The sequence below is a fragment of the Allocatelliglobosispora scoriae genome (genome assembly GCF_014204945.1).
Taxonomy (GTDB): Bacteria; Actinomycetota; Actinomycetes; order Mycobacteriales; family Micromonosporaceae; genus Allocatelliglobosispora; species Allocatelliglobosispora scoriae.
Map to the genome: position 1 here is coordinate 103,744 of NZ_JACHMN010000003.1, position 18,094 is coordinate 121,837.

At 71.6% G+C, this 18,094-nt stretch carries 11 protein-coding genes; all 11 read left to right on the top strand.

The window, feature by feature from the left end; genetic code table 11:
* The first annotated feature begins 244 nt into the window (after window positions 1-244).
* The 11 genes from F4553_RS27200 to F4553_RS27250 all read left to right on the top strand — a co-directional run bounded on the left by F4553_RS27200 (window position 245) and on the right by F4553_RS27250 (window position 17,991).
* Window positions 245-3,337, top strand: a complete 3,093-nt coding sequence (locus tag F4553_RS27200; RefSeq protein ID WP_184841458.1) for an FtsX-like permease family protein — start codon at window positions 245-247, stop codon at window positions 3,335-3,337.
* Window positions 3,337-4,422 carry an ABC transporter ATP-binding protein gene (locus tag F4553_RS27205; protein ID WP_246467488.1) on the top strand — a complete coding sequence of 362 codons (1,086 nt, stop codon included), beginning with the start codon at window positions 3,337-3,339 and terminating at the stop codon, window positions 4,420-4,422. The genes F4553_RS27200 and F4553_RS27205 overlap by 1 nt, the downstream gene beginning before the upstream one ends.
* Window positions 4,419-5,075: an ABC transporter ATP-binding protein gene (locus tag F4553_RS27210; protein WP_184841460.1), complete on the top strand. Its 657-nt coding sequence runs from the start codon at window positions 4,419-4,421 to the stop codon at window positions 5,073-5,075. Before F4553_RS27205 ends, F4553_RS27210 begins: the two co-directional genes overlap by 4 nt.
* Before the next feature lie 213 nt (window positions 5,076-5,288).
* Window positions 5,289-5,915, top strand: a complete 627-nt coding sequence (locus F4553_RS27215; RefSeq protein ID WP_184841463.1) for an Asp23/Gls24 family envelope stress response protein — start codon at window positions 5,289-5,291, stop codon at window positions 5,913-5,915.
* A 125-nt stretch (window positions 5,916-6,040) separates the two neighbouring features.
* Complete coding sequence (locus F4553_RS41960; RefSeq protein WP_184841465.1) at window positions 6,041-7,099, top strand: flagellar basal body-associated FliL family protein; 1,059 nt, start codon at window positions 6,041-6,043, stop codon at window positions 7,097-7,099.
* A gap of 70 nt (window positions 7,100-7,169) precedes the next feature.
* A complete protein-coding gene (gene icmA / locus F4553_RS27225; protein ID WP_184841467.1) occupies window positions 7,170-8,843 on the top strand; it encodes a coenzyme B12-dependent isobutyryl-CoA mutase large subunit in 1,674 nt (557 codons plus the stop codon).
* Between the two features lie 156 nt (window positions 8,844-8,999).
* Window positions 9,000-12,074 carry an FtsX-like permease family protein gene (locus tag F4553_RS27230; RefSeq protein WP_184841469.1) on the top strand — a complete coding sequence of 1,025 codons (3,075 nt, stop codon included), beginning with the start codon at window positions 9,000-9,002 and terminating at the stop codon, window positions 12,072-12,074.
* Window positions 12,071-14,971 (top strand): hypothetical protein, encoded by a 2,901-nt coding sequence (locus tag F4553_RS27235; protein ID WP_184841471.1) that lies wholly within the window; start codon window positions 12,071-12,073, stop codon window positions 14,969-14,971. Before F4553_RS27230 ends, F4553_RS27235 begins: the two co-directional genes overlap by 4 nt.
* Window positions 14,972-14,982: 11 nt before the next feature.
* Window positions 14,983-15,825, top strand: a complete 843-nt coding sequence (locus tag F4553_RS27240) for an ABC transporter ATP-binding protein (protein WP_184841473.1) — start codon at window positions 14,983-14,985, stop codon at window positions 15,823-15,825.
* A 149-nt stretch (window positions 15,826-15,974) separates the two neighbouring features.
* Complete coding sequence (locus F4553_RS27245; protein WP_184841475.1) at window positions 15,975-16,859, top strand: tetratricopeptide repeat protein; 885 nt, start codon at window positions 15,975-15,977, stop codon at window positions 16,857-16,859.
* 139 nt (window positions 16,860-16,998) lie between these two features.
* A complete protein-coding gene (locus tag F4553_RS27250; RefSeq protein ID WP_184841477.1) occupies window positions 16,999-17,991 on the top strand; it encodes an arginase family protein in 993 nt (330 codons plus the stop codon).
* Window positions 17,992-18,094 lie beyond the last annotated feature (103 nt).

Here is an 18,094-nt window from a genome sequence, read left to right on the forward strand (position 1 = left end):
ACGTTGTGCAGCAAAGCGTGCCCATTCGTCTGTGAATGGGCACGCTTTGCTGCACAACGTGACGAGAGGCGGTGCCGGGCGCGAGGCGGCGGGCTGGACGGGTACGGCGAGTGGGGCACGGTGACGCGGGCGGCGTGATCGCGGTGGTAAGGGCCGCTCAGGCTGCGAGGGGGTAACGGACGCTGCCACGATCACCTTGTGGCGGCTATGGTGTTGGCCGACCACGAGATCTGGAGGAACGACCGTGACAGGTTGGACCGTGCTGTTGCGGGGTGCGAGACATCGGGCCGGGCGATCCCTGGTCGTGCTCGTGCTGGCCGTGATCGCGACGGCGGCGGCTGTGCTGACCCCCGCTTACACGAGGGCTGCGCAGCAATCCGTGCTGACGGACACGCTGCGGTCGGCGCCGGCCACCGGCACCTCCCTTCTGGTCAGCGCGGACGGCACCGGTGACGGACCCGAGTCCGGTCCGGCCGGCGACTCGCAGCAGGTCGTGGATGCCTTCATCGCCTCGCACCCGCTGCTGAAGAGCCTCGTCGGAAAGCCCGTGACCGCCGTCGAGACCGAGAGCCAGATCCTCTCGGCGGGCGCGTCCGGCAAGCCGGGCGGTCCGGGCGAGAAGGTCGTCGGCCGGTACGTCTACCGCGACCGCCTCTGCGCCCAGATGAAGATCGTCGGAGACTGCCCGATCGACTCGGACCAGATCATCGTCAGCACCCGGGCAGCCGAATCCCGTGGCTGGGAGGTCGGCGAGTTCCTCACGATCACCCTGGGCAAGGCGCCGGTCCGGCGGGAGATCGTCGGCACCTACACGCCGAACGACCCCAACGCCGACTTCTGGGGCGTCAACAGCTACTTCTCCGAGACGGGCTACGTCAACCCCGAGACGGGCGTCTCGCGTACGGACTCGATCTTCGCCGGGAGCGAGGAGGACATCCGGGCCTGGCCGGGTTTCCACGGAACCCCGCTCACCAGCGCTCCGCCCCGGATCAGCATGTCCCTGCGCTACTCGATGAACGTGGACAAGGTGCGGCTCGACGACATCGAGCCCCTGCGCCGCGACATCGGCAACCTCTCGCTCACCCTCGCCGGGGCCGACCTCAAGCTCAACACCTCGCTCAACCGGCTCCTCGACGAGGTCGCCGTCGACCAGGAGGCGATCTCCACGACCGTGCCGCTCGTCGCGGTGCCGCTGGTCCTGCTCGCCTTCTTCGTGCTGATGCTGCTCGTCGCGTCCCTCGCCGAGGAGCGCGGGCCGGAGATCGCGCTCGCCAAGCTGCGCGGCTACTCGGCCGGGCGCGCGTCCCGCTTCGGGCAGGGCGAGGTGCTGGCGCTGATAGTCCTGGCGACACCGCTCGGCATCGCCGCGGGCCTGGGCATCGCCGCGGGCGCCGCGAAGTGGTTCCTCGCCGAGGGGACCACCGTCGAGCTGCGCTGGGAACCCTTCGCCGCCGGTGCCGCCGCGCTGGTCGTGTCGTTCCTCGCCGTGTGGGCGGCGTCGCGGCGTACCGTGCGATCGAATGTTCTCGGCCTGTTGCGGCGCGTGCCGCAGCGGACCAGCTGGCGCACCGGCGCGCTGGAGGGTGTCGCCGTCGCGCTCGCCGCAGCGGCGCTCTTCGCCGCGCTGCGCGAGCGGGGCTCGCTGCTGGCGCTGCTCGCGGCACCGCTGCTCGCCGTGGTCGCGGGCATCGTCATCGCCCGGCTGCTGCGGATCGTCGCGGGTGCCCGGCTGGCGATGGCCCGGCGCACCGGCAATGTCGCGACGCTGCTCGCCAACGCTCAGCTGGCCCGGCGGCCGGGGCGGCACCGCGTCGTCATCGTGATGACGGTCGCCGTGGCGCTGCTCGGCTTCGCCGCCACCGCCTGGGACGTCGCGTCGCAGGCCCGGCAGGCGTACGCGGAGAATGTCGTCGGCGCGGCCCGGGTCTACTCCGTGACCGCCCCCAACCCGGAAGTCCTCGTCGCCGCGGTGAAGACGGTGGCGCCGGACGGGACGGCGATGCCGGTGGTCCGCCGCTCCGAGCAGTACGCCGACAGCCGCATCCAGGTCATCGGCGTGCCCGCGGCCCAGTTCCCCGATGTCGCGCAGTGGGCCGGGCACAGCCGGGACGAGCTGGTCGCCCTGGCGGCGAAGCTGCACCCGCCGGCGCCCGATCCGGTGCCGGTGAGCGGCGTGCTGACCGTCCGGGCCAACGTCACCGAGCTCGGCGCGGTGCCGCTGCGGCTCGGCGGCGTGGTGCTGGAACCGGGCAAGGCGCCGCGCTCGATCTCGCTGGGCACCCTGCGCAAGGGCGTGCACGACTACAGCGCATCGGTTCCGGCGGGCCGCTTCGCCGGGCTGGAGGTGCTGCGCCCGGCCGGTGGCTCGGCGACCGCGACAGTGTCGATCAAGGTGACCGCCCTCAGCTCGGGTGCCGGTCCCGGCGCGGTGCGCTTCGACGAGGAGACCGCCTGGCGCTTCGTGCAGGAGCGCAGCAACGGCTGGACCCTCAAGCTCAGCCACGACAACGGGCTGGTCTTGGACGCCACCTCCAACAGCTTCGCCGACCTGCACGTCGACTACCTGGACACGCCTGCCGCGCTGCCGATGGTGATGGCGGGCCGGGTCCCGGCCGAGCGCCCCGGCGACACGCTGCTCAGCTTCCCGGCCTTCGCCGAGCTGCCGCAGCGGTTCGAGGTGGTCGGCACGGCGCCGACGATCCCGCGCGCCGGTGACCACGCGATCCTCGTCGATCTCGACTACGGGCTCCAGCTCGCCGCCAACGGCTCGGGCTACGCCGACGAAACGACGCTCTTCTACGAGATCTGGACCACGTCGGGCGCGGCCGATCTGCGGGGACCGCTCGCCGCGGCGGGGGTGCGGGTGATCCGTACCGAGACCGTCGGCGACTACACCGATCAGCTCGCCCGCCGCGCGCCCGCGCTGAGCCTGCGGCTCTACCTGCTGGCCGGTGCGGTGGCGGTGCTGCTGGCACTCGGCGTGGTGCTGCTGGTGACCCGGATCGGTGCCGACGGCCGCCGGATGGAGATGGCCGCGCTGCGGGTCGCCGGTGTGCGCCCCAAGGTGCTGCGCCGAGGGCTGCGCCGCGAGTACCTCTCCCTGCTCGGCCTGCCGGTGCTGCTCGGCTTCGCCGTCGGCGTCGGCAGCGCGTGGCTGATGCTGCCGGGGATAGCGATGGTCACGGTGGGGGAGTTCGCCGATCCGAGCTGGCACCCCGCCCTGGGCGCGATCGCCGTGGCGGCCGGTGCCAGCCTGCTCGCACTGCTGCTCGCGCTCTTCGTCGCCGTCCGCCTGCTGCGCCGATCCACCCCAGACCTGCTGCGAGGTGAGCTCTGATGAGCCTGACCATGACCGACATGAGCGTGGCCGGTGCCGCGCGCCCGCCGATCCGGGGCATCGGGCTCACCTGCCGCGGCCTGGTCTCGATCTACAAACTCGAGGGGTACGACGTCGTCGCCCTCGCCGGTGTCGACCTCGACATCGAGCCGGGCGAGTCGGTGGCGCTGCTCGGACCGTCGGGTTCGGGCAAGTCCACCCTGCTCAGCGTGCTCGCCGGGCTGCTGCGCCCCTCGGCCGGCCGGGCCACGGTCGGTGAGCTCGACCTGGCGAAGGCGACCGAGGTGGAGCTGCACCGGATGCGGGCCACCGATGTCGGCGTGGTGCTGCAGGGCGCCTCCCGCAACCTGCTGCCCTACCTGAGCGCGGAGCAGAACGTGCGCTTCGCCCAGCGGGGAGTGCCGGCCGAGCGGCGCCGCGACAGCCCGCCCCCGCGCGAGATCCTGTCGCTGGTGGGCCTGACCCGGGGCCGGGTGCGGCTGCGGCCGAGCGGACTGGCACCGGGGGAGCGGCAGCGGCTCGCCATCGCCGTGGCGCTCGCCAACCGGCCGGGGCTGCTCCTCGCCGACGAGCCGACGAGCCAGCTCGACCTGCAGGCCCGCGACGAGGTGATCGGGGCTCTGGAATCGGTACGCCGCTCCGGCACGACGGTCGTCATCGTGACCCACGATCCGGATGTCGGCGGCCGGATGGGGCGTACCGTCACGATCCGCGACGGCCGGGTCGGTGCGGAGGGCCACCGGGGCGAGGAGTTCGCCCGGGTCGCCCGCGACGGTTCGGTGCACCTGCCCGCCGAGGTGCTCGACTACATGCCGCCGGGCACGCTTTTGCGCATTGTGCCCCGGACTGACGGCACTGCCTGGTTGGTGCCCGCCAACGGTCCGATGCCCGCTTCGGGACACGGCAGCGTACCCGCGCCGGTGACCGATCCGATGGCTCCGACCAGCAACAACCAGACGGGAATCTCACCCCTATGGACGGGGCCCACAGCCGGGTCCGGCGCCGCTAGGATCGACAAGCCGATCGTGGGCGACGGTGTCCATCGTGGACGGACGCCCGCCGAATACTTTGGGGAGGGGCGATGACCTCGACTGTGCAGGTGGACCGCATCACCGTGGCCTATGGCAAGGATCGCCCGGTCCTGCGCGATGTGTCCGCGATGGCCGTGCCGGGCCGCGTGCTCGCCGTCACCGGTCCGTCCGGTGCCGGCAAGACCACGCTGCTCTGGGCGATGGCCGGGCTGATCAAGCCGCAGGAGGGTTCGGTCACCGTCGACGGGCACCCGATCAGCGAGCGGGACCAGGCGGTCGCCGACGGCGTCGTGCTCGTCCCCCAGGAGAACGGCCTCGCCGCCATTCTCACCGCCAGCGAGAACGTGCAGGTGGCCCTGATCGCCAACGGTGCGGCTCCCGCCGACGCCCGTCGGCGCACGGCTGAGGCGCTCGACCAGGTCGGCCTCGCCGGTCAGGCCGACCAGCTCGTCGAGGAGCTCTCCGGCGGCCAGCAGCAGCGCACCGCGATCGCACGGGGTCTCGCCCTGCGCGGCAACGTGCTCCTCGCCGACGAGGTCACCAGCGAGCTCGACGCCGCCAACCGGCAGAAGGTCCTCGACCTGCTGCACGCCGAGGCCCGGCGCGGTGCTGCCGTCGTCTTCGCGACACACGACCCCCAGGCCGCAGCCGCCTGCGACGCCGAGATCCACCTCGTCGACGGGTGCGCGACGATCGTCCGTTCATAAAGGTTGATCGATTTGCTGAGCCTGGCTGCCGTGTGACGGTGGCCAGGCTTCCTGGTGTACGCCGATTTCCGGACGGCTTACGGGGAAAACGGCGGGTGTCGGCACTGGCCCGGCGGTTGTAGGCTGCGCGTGCCCGCAGAAGTGGGTGGCGGCGGCCGTCGCGAGAACACTCCGCAGAGTGCGCCGACGCAGACACAGACTTGGGGAGTTCTCATGAGCGAGACAGTTGAGGCGGTGCCGGCTCCGGCGACTCCGTCCCCGGCGGCGCCGTCCACGTTGGACAGCGTTCGTTCGCAGTTCGACGAGGTCAAGGCCGACGCCGGTGTAGCTTTCGGCAAGGCCGGCGACGTGGTCATCGAGGCGGCGGACAACGCCGTCGACGCGGCGAAGACCGCCGCCACCAACCTGGGCCGCCGCCTGCGCAACAACGCGGAGCTGCCCGCCGATCGCGGTCGCACCACGATCCGCCACGAGGTGGTCGAGAAGATCGCCGGCATCGCGGCTCGCGAGGTGCCCGGCGTCCACGACCTCGGCGGCGACGTCGCCCGGATCTTCAGCTCGGTGAAGGAGCGGATCGGCCTCGGCGAGGGCGAGTCCGACCAGGGCGTCACCGTGACGCTGGAGGGCCGCACCGCGGCGATCGAGGTCGTCATCGTCATCGAGTTCGGCTACGTGGTCCACTCGGTCACCGACACCGTGCGCGTGAAGGTCATCAACTCGGTGGAGAACCTGCTGGGCCTTGAGGTCACGGGTGTCGATGTCATCGTCGACGACGTGCACGTGCCGGAGAAGGCGCCCGCGGGCGACGACCAGGCACGCGCGGCCGACTACGTCGCCTGATCGATCGCCCCGGCCGGGGCGGTTGATCCGCTCCGGCCGAACTGCCTCTCCCGAACGACCGTTTTCCCAGCTACGATCTGCCTTTCCGTTAGAACCATGGCACCTGACACCCCCTCGGAGCCACCATGTCCTACCCCGACTATGGATCGCCGGATCAACCGTCGGGTTATCCCCAGCGTGAGCCCTACTACCCCCCGGCGCAGCCACCCCAGCAGGGCGGATACCCGCCGCAGGGCGGTTACCCACCGCCCCCGCCGCAGCACGGAGGGTACCCGCCTCAGGGCAACTATCCGCCGGATCAGACCTGGAGCGGTTACCCGCAGCGTGGTTACCCGCCGCAGCACGGTGACTACCCGCAGGAGCCGACATGGGGCTACCCCGCCCAGGGCGGTTACCCGCCCCAGCAGGGTGGCTACCCGCCGCAGCAGGGCGGGGGCTACGGCCAGCCGACATACCCGCCGCAGCAGGGCGGTTATCCGCCGCAGCAGGGCGGCTACCCCCCGCAGCAGGATCCGCGCCAGGGTGGCTACATCGAGCAGGAGCCGGTCCAGACCGGCCAGTACGGGCAGCGTACGCAGGGTCGCCGCTATGAGCCGCCGAAGAAGTCGCGCAAGGGTCTGTGGATCTTCCTGACCCTGGTCCTGGTCATCTGCGGCGGTGGCGGTGTCGCCACCTATGTCTTCGCGGGTGACAAGTTCACCGACAAGGAGCCGGCCAGCGCTGAGCCGAAGACCGTGGTGATGGAGCCGGCGACGCTCGGCGAGCGGCCGCAGAACACCACGGCCGAGCTGGCCAAGGCGGCCGATGAGACGCGGACCTCCTTCAAGAAGGAGATGCCGAAGGCGACCGGGTCGGCCTCGGCCTACTACGGCACCCGGGACAAGAAGAACCTCGTCGTGGTCTTCGCGATGGCGGTGCCGGACCTCGACGAGGCGAACGCGCAGAAGGAGATCACCGACGGGCTCGCCAAGGAGCTCGGCACGGTCGATTTCGCCGCCGTCGAGCCGGGCCCGCTCGGTGGCACCGCGAAGTGCACCGACGGCAAGGCCGGGACGGCGGTCATCGCCGCCTGCTACTGGACCGACAAGGCGAGCTTCGGCATGATCACCTATTTCGACAAGACCGTCGCCGAGATCAAGGCGGAGTTCGTCGCCAACCGGAACCAGATCGAGAAGAAGATGTAACTCGCCCCTGCTGGAACAATTGTTCCAGCAGGCTTAGCGATCGTTCAGGCCGACACCGTAGGATCGGCCCATGAACGCTGACGAGATCGCCGCCGGCCGCGACCGCTGGCAGCACCGCTTCGACTCCGCTCACCAGCGGCAAGCGGACTTTACGACCCTATCCGGCGTCGAGGTCGATCCTGTCTACGGTCCGGCCGAGGGCGACACCGTCGCCGGATTCGAGCGCATCGGCTGGCCCGGAGAATTCCCCTTCACCCGAGGCCTCTACCCCACCGGATATCGCGGCCGAACCTGGACGATCCGGCAGTTCGCGGGCTATGGCAACGCCCACCAGACCAACGAGCGCTATCACCAGATCCTCGGCGCGGGCGGTGGCGGGCTCAGCGTCGCCTTCGACATGCCGACGCTGATGGGGCGCGACTCCGACGACCCCCGCTCGCTCGGCGAGGTCGGCCACTGCGGTGTCGCCGTCGACTCGGCCGCCGACATGGAGATCCTCTTCAACGGCATCGACCTGGCCAAGGTCACCACGAGCATGACGATCAGCGGGCCGGCCGTACCCGTCTTCTGCATGTATCTCGTCGCGGCGGAGCGCCAGGGCGCGACGCTGCGCGACCTCGACGGCACCCTGCAGACCGACATCTTCAAGGAGTACATCGCGCAGAAGGAGTGGCTCTTCGAGCCCGAGCCGCACCTGCGCCTCATCGGCGACCTCATGGAATATTGCAACGCCGAGATCCCGCGCTACAAGCCGCTGTCGGTCTCGGGTTACCACATCCGCGAGGCCGGTGCGACCGCCGCGCAGGAGCTCGCCTACACGCTCGCCGACGGCTTCGGCTACGTCGAGCTGGGGCTGTCGCGCGGGCTCGACGTCAACTCCTTCGCACCCGGGCTCAGCTTCTTCTTCGACGCGCACGTCGACTTCTTCGAGGAGATCGCGAAGTTCCGGGCCGCGCGCCGCATCTGGGCCCGCTACCTGCGCGATGTCTACGGCGCCACGAGCGAGAAGGCGCAGTGGCTCCGCTTCCACACCCAGACCGCCGGCGTCTCGCTCACCGCGCAGCAACCGGTCAACAACGTCGTGCGTACGGCGATCGAAGCGCTCTCGGCGATCCTCGGCGGCACCAACTCGCTGCACACCAACGCCCTCGACGAGACGCTGGCGCTGCCGACCGACGAGTCCGCGGAGATCGCGCTGCGGACCCAGCAGGTGCTGATGCACGAGATCGGCGTGGTCAACGTGGCCGACCCCCTCGGCGGCTCGTGGTATGTCGAGGCCCTCACCGACAAGATCGAGGCCGAGACCGAGGAGATCTTCACCCGGATCAAGGCGCTCGGGCCGGACGGCACCTTCACCCAGGGCATCCTGCGCGGCATCGAGAACGGCTGGTTCACTGCGGCGATCGCGGACTCGGCTTACGCCTATCAGCGGGCGCTGGAGACCGGGGTCAAGGACATCGTCGGCGTCACGAAGCACACGCACACGCTGACCAAGTCGCTGGAGATCCTGCGGGTGTCGCACGAGGTCGAGAGCGAGCAGGTCAAGGTGCTGACGGCGCGCCGCGGTGACCGGGACCAGGCGGTGGTCGACGCCGCGCTGGCACGGATGGTGGCGGTGTCGCGGACGGACGAGAACATGGTCCCGGCGATGCTGGACGCCTGCCGGGTGGAGGCGACGCTGGGCGAGATCTGCGACGCGCTCCGCGCCGAGTGGGGCGTCTACCGGGAGCCGGCCCGCTTCTAGAATCACCCCAAGATCGGCGCAACTCTTCAAGAGTTGCGCCGATCTTGCATGCTGCGGCGCTCCAGTGGGCGAGATTTTGCGCGGTAGTGATCTTAGAGTGTGAGAAGAGCGCTCTCCACGCCAACCGATTGTCAGGGACAGGTGCTCCTATACGGCGTGATCGGATTGGTGTGGGGTGCGATCTGGGCCCGGCGGGCGCAGACGGCGACCGTCCTGGCGTTGACGCTGCTGGCGGTCGGCGCTGCCGCCGCGGCTCCGTGGTATGTCTTCGCCACCAGCGAGGCGGTCTCGGCGCGGCACGTCGCAGCCGCCCCGCCGGCCGAGTTGCTGCTGCGGGCCAGCGCCGTCCGCCGGGAGGGCCCCACCGGGCCGGTCGATCCCGCCGAGGTGGTGGCGCAGATCGACGAGTCGCTCGGTGCTCCGCACCTGCCGCCGATCACCGGCTTGACGATCAACTCCACGCTGAAGCTGGGCTCGACCACGGTCCGCCCGGTGCTCGCCGCGCGGGACCGGATCTGCGACTTCGCCATCGTCGAGGGTGCGTGCGCCACCGCGCCCGGCGAGGTGATGATCGGCCTGAGCGCCACCGACCGGTTCGGGCTGCAGATCGGCGACACCATCGAGGTCGCCGCCGAGGGTCAGCGCAACAACGCCACCACGCCGCTGCGGATCGTCGGGCGCTATCAGGCGACCGACCCGCTCGAGGGTTACTGGCTGGGCTTCTTCGGCTCCGCCGTCACCGATCTGGAGCCCTTCGTCGTGGCCGCACCGACGATCGCGGGCATCGCCAACACGCGACCGACCACCAATGTCGACCTGGAGCTGACGCCCGAGGCCTACACGCCGGAGCTGGCGAGCCGGATCCTGATCACGGTCGAGCGGCTGTCCCGGCTCGGCTTCTCCATCCGCACCTCCGCCGACGTGCTCGCCAAGCGGGTCGACAGCGACAAGCAGAACCTCTCCACCGGCGTCTCGGTCTCGGCGGGTCGGCTGATCCTGCTCTGCTGGTTCACCCTGCTCCTCGTCGTCCGGCAGACCTCCACCTCCCGCCGCGGCGACCTCGGTCTGGTGAAGCTGCGCGGCGTACGCCGCCGTCGCCTGTGGCCGATGACGCTGGGGCAGCTCATCGCACCGATGACGGTCGGTGCCCTGCTGGGGGTCGGCGCCGGTTACCTCACCGCCCGTCTGCTCGCCGGGCCGGTCGTCGACGCCGCCGATCAGGCCGAGGCGCTGCGGATGAGCGCGTTCGCGGTCGGCGCCGTCTTCTTCGGGGCAATGGTCGTCGCGTGGATCTCGGAGGGCCGCGAGCTCGGCTCGAAGGTGGCCGAGCTGCTGCGCGACGTGCCCGCGCGGGTCGGCGGCCGGATCGCCGCCCTCGCCGAGGCGATCATCATGCTGCTCGCCGTCGTCGGCATCTGGCAACTGCTCGCCGTCGAGTCGAGCCGCACCGGGACCGCCGCCCCGGCGGTCGTCCCCGCCCTGATCGCGCTCGCCGTCGGCCTGCTCGCCACCAGGGCGATGCTCTGGCTCGCCGGTCGGATCGGCGAGTGGGGCATGCGCAACGGCCGGCTCACCCTGGCCCTGGCCGGGATCGCGGCGCAGCGCCGACCCGCACTGCGCTGGGTGGTCACGCTGCTCGTCATCGCCGTCGCCGGGCTCGCCACCGCGATCGGGGAGAATCTGCGCTCCGCTCCCGTCGTCGTCGACCGCGCGGTCCAGGAGATCGGCGTCGACCAGGTTCTCACCGTCGCGGCACCGAGCCGGCTCGCCCTGCGCGACGCCGTCCGCACGGCCGACCCGGCCGGGACCGAGGCGATGGCGGTCTCCTACTTCCCCGGCATGATCGGCTTCACGACCGGGCTGCTCGCCGTCGACAGTGCCCGCCTCGGCGCGGTGGTGCCGTGGCGGCCGGAGTACGGTCCCTTCCCGGTCGCCGCCGCCGAGGTGAAACTGCTGCCCACCGTGGTCAACGGGAAGCTGTCGATCACCGTCTCGGAGGCCTCGGCCCTGTCGCCGTCCGGATGGAGCGAGAACACCAAGCGCCCCGACGGTGAGCCGGTCGCCGGCAACGTCCTCGGTGTCGCCCGGCTCACCACCGCGCAGGGCCGGGCCGTGAACGTCTACTGGGGACCGCTCGTGCCCGGCCGGCACACCTACTCCGCCGAGGTGGACCGCTGCGTCGACGGCTGCCGGCTCGGATCGATCGGGATCACCACCAGGGCGCCGGACGATCCCAACCGGGAGGTCTCGGCGGGCTGGGGGACCCGGGTCCGGCTGCACTCCCTCGTTCAGCAGGAGCGTGAGCTGATCTCAGCGGCGCAGTTCGGTGCCCGGATGAGCTGGCGTACCGCGCCCTATGACGAGCAGATCGGGCCGGAGCTGATGGGGGAGAGCGACGGGTTGGCGCTGACCGTCCCGCCGGGCTGCCCCGGCACCGCCCGCGGCCGCTGCGTCATGGAGATCTTCCCGGCGGGCCTGGCTGCGCCGCTCGCGATCCGCCAGGCCGGTCAGACCTTCTTCGGCAACGAGATCGATCAGCCGCAGCTCGCACTGGTCGGGGCACCGAAGGTACCGGTCCGGGCGACCACGCGCGCCGAGGTGCTGCCCCGCCTGGGCCGGGAGGGCGCGATCGTCGACCTCAGCCAGCTCGACGCGCTCTACGGCGCGGCGCTCACCGGTGAGCAGCTGCAGGTCTGGCTCGCCGCCGACGCGCCGGAGTCCATCGTGGACGCTCTGGGCAAGGCCGGTGTGCGGGTGCTGGACCGGCAGACCACCGATCAGAGCCGTGATCGGTACCTCGGCGAGGCGCCCGCTGCCATCCGCCGCTTCGAACTGCTCGCCGCCGCGCTCGGGATGCTGCTCGCCGCCGGTGCGCTGCTGCTCGCCGCCTCCGTCGAGCGCCGCGGCCGGGCCGCCGAGCTGACCGCGCTGCGCCGCCAGGGTCTGCGGGCGTCGATCGTGCGGCGGGTCGGACTCGCCGGATACGGCTGGCACGCCGCCGCCGGGGTGATCGCCGGTCTCGCCGCCGCCGCACTGGTGGGGCTGTTACCCGTACCCCCGCCGCGCATTTTCACGGACAACTGGCAGGTGCTGCCGATCCCACCCGGCGGTGTCTCGGGCCTGGCGCTGCTCCTGACCGGGCTCGGCGCGGGCGTCGTCGCGGCGATCGTCGCGGTCATCGCGGCGCGGCGGCTGTCGGGGTCGGTCGGACGGAACGGAGGCCAGCGATGATCGCCATGGTGGCGCTGTTGATCCGGGCGCGCTGGCGCCCGTTCCTGGTGATCTGCGGGCTGGCGATGATCATCGGTGGCCTCGCGGCGGCCGGTGCCTCCTACCCGGCGACCATCGCCGACCAGCTCGCGGCCGATGCGGTGGCCGACGCGCCCGTCGTTGCCCGTTCCGTGACGGTCGCGGGCAACGACGCGGAGAACGTCTCCGACCTGAGCGGCCAGATCGACTCCCTGCGCAAGCTGGACGGCTTCACCACCACCTTCGCGGCTCAGTTCAACGTGATGGGCCTGGTCAACAACAGCTACGCGCCGCTGCTCTACCGCGAGGGCTTCTGCGAGCACGTGCGCATCACCGCGGGCCGCTGCCCGACCGGCGCGGGCGAGGTGGCGATCCCCACCGACATGGGGACGCGCATCGGCGTCTACCCCGGCGCGCAACTCGAACTGTCGCAGGCGATCTACGACGAGGGGCGCAAGATCTACGTTCCCGGGCCCGACGGGCACCCGGTGGACGTGGTCGGGCACTACCAGCCGATCGACCTGGACGAGGACTACTGGGGTTCCTCGCCCTATTTCCAGATCAACCTGCGCGGGCAGCTCAGCGGGCCGATGCTCGCCACACCGGCGACCTTCAAGGCGATCCCGCACACCAGCGAGCAGTGGACCGCCGAGGCGGTGATCGATCCGGCGATCCTCGCCGAGGCGACCTGGCCCGACGTGCGGCAGCGGCTGCTGGAGGGGCGAGTCGTCGCTTCCGGTGACGACCTGCCCCGGCTGCTGGACACGATCGCTGCGAAGCGGACCTACGTCTCGATCATGGCACCCGCCGTGCTGATCCCGGTGCTCCTGCTCGGCTGTGTGGTGATCTTCATCGTCTCGTCGCGGCGGGTGCAGCACGAGCGGACGGAGCTCGGCGTCCAGGGGTTGCGCGGGCTGCCGCTGAACCAGCGCTGGTGGCTCGCGATCGGCGCACCCGGCATCGCGATCGTGCTCGGTGCGATCGTCGGCGGTGCCGTCGGGGCGACGGTCGCGGGCGGCCTGGGCTGGCTCGCCGTGCTCGCGGTGACCGCCGCGACCCTGGCCGCGATCACGGCGGTGGCACTCGCGGCCCTGCCGGTGCTGCGGGCTCGGCCCGCCGACGCGCTGCGCCGGATCTCCCCGAGCGGTCTCGCCAAGCTGCCCATCGTCGAGGCGGTCCTCGCCGCGCTCGCCATCGCCAGCCTGCTCCAGCTCCGCACGGGCGACCGCAGCGGACTCGGCGTCTTCGCCGCGGCCCTGATCGCCGCCGCGGTCGCGGCCGCTGTGGCACGGTTCCTGCCGCCGCTGGCCCGGCCGCTCACCGGCTGGGCGATCCGTCGGGGACACCTCGTGCTGGGGCTCGCCACCGCACAGATCAGCCGCCGCCAGGGCGGGCGGCAGCTGCTCGCCCTCACCGGCCTCACCGTCGCGCTGGTCACGCTCGTGGCGTCCGCGCAGAGCGTCGCCACCTCGGTACGCGAGTCCGAGGTGGGCCTCATCCTCGGCGCCGACCGCGTGCTCACCGTGCAGGCCGAGAGCTGGGGTGCCGTCTACGACGCGGTCCGCAAGGTCGATCCGGAGGGCCGCTTCGCGGTCACGGTCGGCCAGATCTCCGCCGACGCGCAGAACCCCGGCATCCTCGCCGTCGACCTCGACCGGGCCGACCTGCTGGAGTGGCCGACGGCCGCCACGGTCCGGGAGACGCTCCAGGCCAAAGAGGCCGAGGTGCCGCTGCTCGGCGGGGGCGACTTCACCGTCGAGGCCGACCTCGCCCTCCAGCCCGGGCAGGACAAGCTCATCGGGCAGCCCGCCCTCAGCATGCGGGTGGCCTTCCCCAACGGCGGATCCCGGACGGTCGAGGTCGGCACGCTGCGGCTGGGCACGCATGTCTACACCGGCGTGCTCCCCTCGGCCTGCACCGATTCGGACCAGGGCACCTGTCGGATCGTCGGGTTCCTGCTCGGCGTCGGTCCCGGCGTACACGCCGAGGTCTCGCTGCTCGGCCTGCGCTCCGGCACCACCGGGATCACCGGTTTCGCGGCCTGGCACCAGCTCGGCGCCAAGGCGCCGGTCGGACCGGTCTGGGAGCTGATCGGCGGCAGCTCGAGCGAGCGCGAGTGGCTCATGCCGGTCGACGCGCCGATCGTGCTGCCGGTCGCCTACACGCCCGGCCTCGACATCGAGGCCCGCGGGCAGGAACTCGCCGGTCCCGACGGCACCACCCCCGGGATCGACCTCGCCGAGGCCGTCGAGGTCCCGGTGCTGCCGCGCCTCGGTGATCGCGGGATCCTCGTCGACTACGGCGCGCTCGGCCGCGCCACCGGCGGCGGGACGGGCGTCGACGTGACCGAGATCTGGCTCACGGCCGCGGCTCCGTCCGACATCGTCGACAAGATCAATGCCACGGGGGTACGCGTGGCGAAGGTCGAACGCCGCACCGACGCCCGTGCCCAGGCCGACCGGACCGCACCCGCCCTCACGCTGCGGATGCACACCGTCGCCGCACTCGTGGCGCTGATCCTGCTGCTCGCGACGGTGGTCTTCGTGGCCGGGGTGGACCGCTCCACCTCCGACGTCAACGCGCTGCGCCTCGCCGGTGTCCCGATGCGGACCGTACGCCGATCGATGCGAACCGGCTACCTCGTGATCGTCGGGCTCGGCGCGCTGCTGGGGCTGGCCGCGGCGGGGGTCGCCTGGTTCGCCGCCCGAGCCGCCCTGCCACTTTTCGACAAGGATCCCTGGGCGGCGCCGCCGGAGTGGCCCGGCGCCCTCTCCGTACTGGTGCCGGTGGCCGTCGCCGCCGGTGCGCTCGCCATCACCTCCTGGCTGGCGTTCGCCCGCCGGGAAACCGCCGCGACGATGCGAGGAGCTACGTCTTGAGTGAGCACAAAATGACCGAGCACAGTGGGCTCGCCGTCGCCTGCCGTCGAGTCGTGCAGATTTACCGGGGCGAGGGCGGTGATGTCGTCGCGCTCTCCGGGGTGGACCTCTCGATCGCCCCCGGCGAGATGGTGGCACTCGTCGGCCCCTCCGGATCGGGCAAGTCGACGCTCATCGCGCTGCTGGCGGGGCTGCTGCGCCCGTCGGCCGGGCGGGTCAACGTCGGCACCTTCGACCTGGGCCGCCTCTCCGACCGCGAGGTCTCCCGGATGCGCGGTACGCAGATCGGCGTCGTGCTCCAGGGCGCCGCCCGCAACCTGCTGCCCTACGCATCGCTGTGGCGCAACATCTGGCTGGCCCAGCGCCGTGCCGCCGCGACCGCGGGCATCGCCCTGTCCGACCCGGAGTCGGTGCTCGACCTGGTCGGCCTCAGCGGTCAGGGCAACGCCAAGGTCGGCGACCTGCCGCCCGGCGCGAGGCAGCGGGCGGCGCTGGCGGTCGGCATCGCCGCGTCACCGGGCCTGCTCCTGGTCGACGAGCCGACGAGCCAGCTGGACACGGCCGGCCGCGACGAGGTGATCGCGGCACTGGCGAAGGTCAACGCCGAGCGGGGCACCACGATCGTGGTCGTCACCCACGACGCCGAGGTCGGATCCGCCCTGGGCCGCGTGGTGACGATCCGCGACGGCCGGGTGGGCGCCGAAGGCCGCGACGGCCAGGACTTCGCGGTCGTGGCAGGCGACGGCACCGTCCAGCTCCCCCCGGAGGTCCTGGAGGAGCTGCCCCCCGGCACCCTCTTCACCATCGACCAGGCCGAAGACGGAACGGTAACCCTCGTCCCCGACCGCCGCTGACCCCCAAATTCGCGTTGATCAAGGGAAGACTCGCCGCATATCGGACACCCCGGATGGTGAGTCTTCCCTTGATCAACGCGAATTTGGGGGCGGGTCGGAGCGGTGGGGAGGTGGGCGGAGGGTCGGGGGTGCATGACAGACTGTTTGTCATGAGCGATCCCCGTAGCGGTCAGTCGATTTTCACGCGTGGTGCCGTCGACCTCGGCGCCCTGGCGACGCCTCGCTCCGCATCGCCCGCTGGGGCTGTGGAGGGTGATGCAGCTGCAGGGCCGGCGGGTGTGGGTGGCTTCATGTCGGTGACCGAGGCCAACTTCCAGCAGGAGGTCGTCGACCGGTCGATGACGATCCCGGTCGTGCTCGAGTTCGTCGCCGGTCAGCAATATGCGGGTGACCCCGCCCTCGCCAAGTTCGCCGCCGAGGGCACCTTCGTCCTCGTGCGCTCGGACATCCAGGTCAGCCCCCGGCTAGCCCAGGCGCTGCGGATCCAGAACCTTCCGACGATCTTCGCCTTCGTCGGCGGCCAGCCCATCGACGGGCTCCCCGGCCAGCTCCCCGAGGCCCAGCTCCGCCAGTGGATCGACGCGGTGCTGCGGGCGGGCGGCCTCGAGGTCGAGCAGCCCGAGGATCCCCGGCTGACCGCCGCCGACGAGGCGCTCATCATGGGCGATCTCGATGCGGCCGAGAAGGCGTACCAGAAGATTCTCGCCGACACCCCCCGCGATGCCGCCGCCGAAGCGGGCCTCGCCCACGTGGCGCTGGCGAAGCGGCTCGTCGGGGTCGAGTTCGCGGCCGCGATCGCCGCGGCCGACGCCGACCCGGCGGATGTGCCCGCCCAGCTGCTCGCGGCCGATGCCGAGGCATACTCCGGCGAGGCCGAGCGGGCCTATGCCCGGCTGATCGGCCTGATCCGCCGGGTCTTCGGCGAGGAGCGGGAGAAGGTGCGCCAGCACCTCGTCTCCCTCTTCGCGGTCGCCGGGCCCGACGATCCTGCCGTCGCGACAGCCCGCCGCCAGCTCGCCTCGGCCCTCTTCTAACCAGAGGCCTTCTAACCAGAGCCCTCCTCGGCCTAGCATGGAGGGCCGATCAGTTCTCCCACTCGGGGCCTAGCATGGAGGTCCGGTCCGTCGACACCGACGGCTCCCGGGAGCAGTCACCGGGGGAGGAGGGTCGACGATGCGACGGATCGCCGTGCTGGACGCGCCGACCAACCTCGGCCTGCGCCCGCCCACCGAGACCTCCGTGCCCGGCTGCGCCAAGGCACCCGGCGCCCTGCGCGACCGCGGCCTGCTGACCCGGCTGGGGGCCCGGGACGCGGGCTGCCTCACCCCGCCCCGCTACGACCCGGGCGACTGGCGGCCCGGCGACGGGGTGGCGCACGCCGTGCAGATCTCCGGCTACTCCCAGCGGCTCGCCGACCGCATCGGAGCCATCGTCGACGCGGGCGAGTTTCCGCTGGTCCTGGGCGGTGATTGCTCGGTCCTGCTCGGCTCCGCCGTGGCGATGAACCGGCTCGGCGTCGAGGTCGGCGGTCGCATCGGCCTCATCTTCGTCGACGGCCACTCCGATTTCCGCCACCCCGGCAACGCCGCCTATGTCGGCGCCGCCGCAGGTGAGGACCTCGCCCTGGTGACCGGCCGTGGCCAGATAGAGCTGGCGGGCATAGAGGCCCGCCGCCCCTACTTCCGCGACACCGACGTGGTGGTCCTGGGCATCCGCGAACACGACACCTACAAACTCGATCTGGCGGCAGCCGGTTTCTCGATGCGCCCGGCTCCCGCACTGAGGGCCGCCGGTGCCGCCCCCACCGCCCAGTGGGCGGCGGAGCAGCTCCGAGACTGCGCCGGATTCTGGCTCCACATAGACGTGGACGTCCTGGAGCCGGCCCTCATGCCGGCGGTCGACGCCCCGGAGCCGGGCGGCATCGCCTTCACCGAGCTGGAACAGCTGATCCACGGCCTGGTGAGCCGTCCGGAATGCCTGGGCATGGAGCTGACCGTCTACGACCCCGATCACGACCCCCGAGGCGATTACGCCCAGGCGATCGTGGACACCGTCACCGGCGGTCTGAGCCCCCTGATCCACAAACCGGAACCGAAACGCCCCAAAAGCAGGGTCCCCGCACCCAGACCGGCCCCCGAGGCCAAAACGGCGGCAACGGGCATCTGACACAGCGGGGTTGCGGAGGGATCAAGCCCGGAGCAGCTCGATCCCCGCCTGAAACAGCAGGCCGCAGCCGACAAGCTTGCATAAGGTGAGTACATTTCCCATC

Bases quoted from the DNA above. Each gene is read 5' to 3' on its own strand.
- F4553_RS27205 (WP_246467488.1), top strand. From the start codon at position 3,337: ATGAGCCTGACCATGACCGACATGAGCGTGGCCGGTGCCGCGCGCCCG.
- F4553_RS27210 (WP_184841460.1), top strand. From the start codon at position 4,419: ATGACCTCGACTGTGCAGGTGGACCGCATCACCGTGGCCTATGGCAAG.
- F4553_RS27215 (WP_184841463.1), top strand. From the start codon at position 5,289: ATGAGCGAGACAGTTGAGGCGGTGCCGGCTCCGGCGACTCCGTCCCCG.
- F4553_RS41960 (WP_184841465.1), top strand. From the start codon at position 6,041: ATGTCCTACCCCGACTATGGATCGCCGGATCAACCGTCGGGTTATCCC.
- icmA (WP_184841467.1), top strand. From the start codon at position 7,170: ATGAACGCTGACGAGATCGCCGCCGGCCGCGACCGCTGGCAGCACCGC.
- F4553_RS27235 (WP_184841471.1), top strand. From the start codon at position 12,071: ATGATCGCCATGGTGGCGCTGTTGATCCGGGCGCGCTGGCGCCCGTTC.
- F4553_RS27240 (WP_184841473.1), top strand. From the start codon at position 14,983: ATGACCGAGCACAGTGGGCTCGCCGTCGCCTGCCGTCGAGTCGTGCAG.
- F4553_RS27245 (WP_184841475.1), top strand. From the start codon at position 15,975: ATGAGCGATCCCCGTAGCGGTCAGTCGATTTTCACGCGTGGTGCCGTC.
- F4553_RS27250 (WP_184841477.1), top strand. From the start codon at position 16,999: ATGCGACGGATCGCCGTGCTGGACGCGCCGACCAACCTCGGCCTGCGC.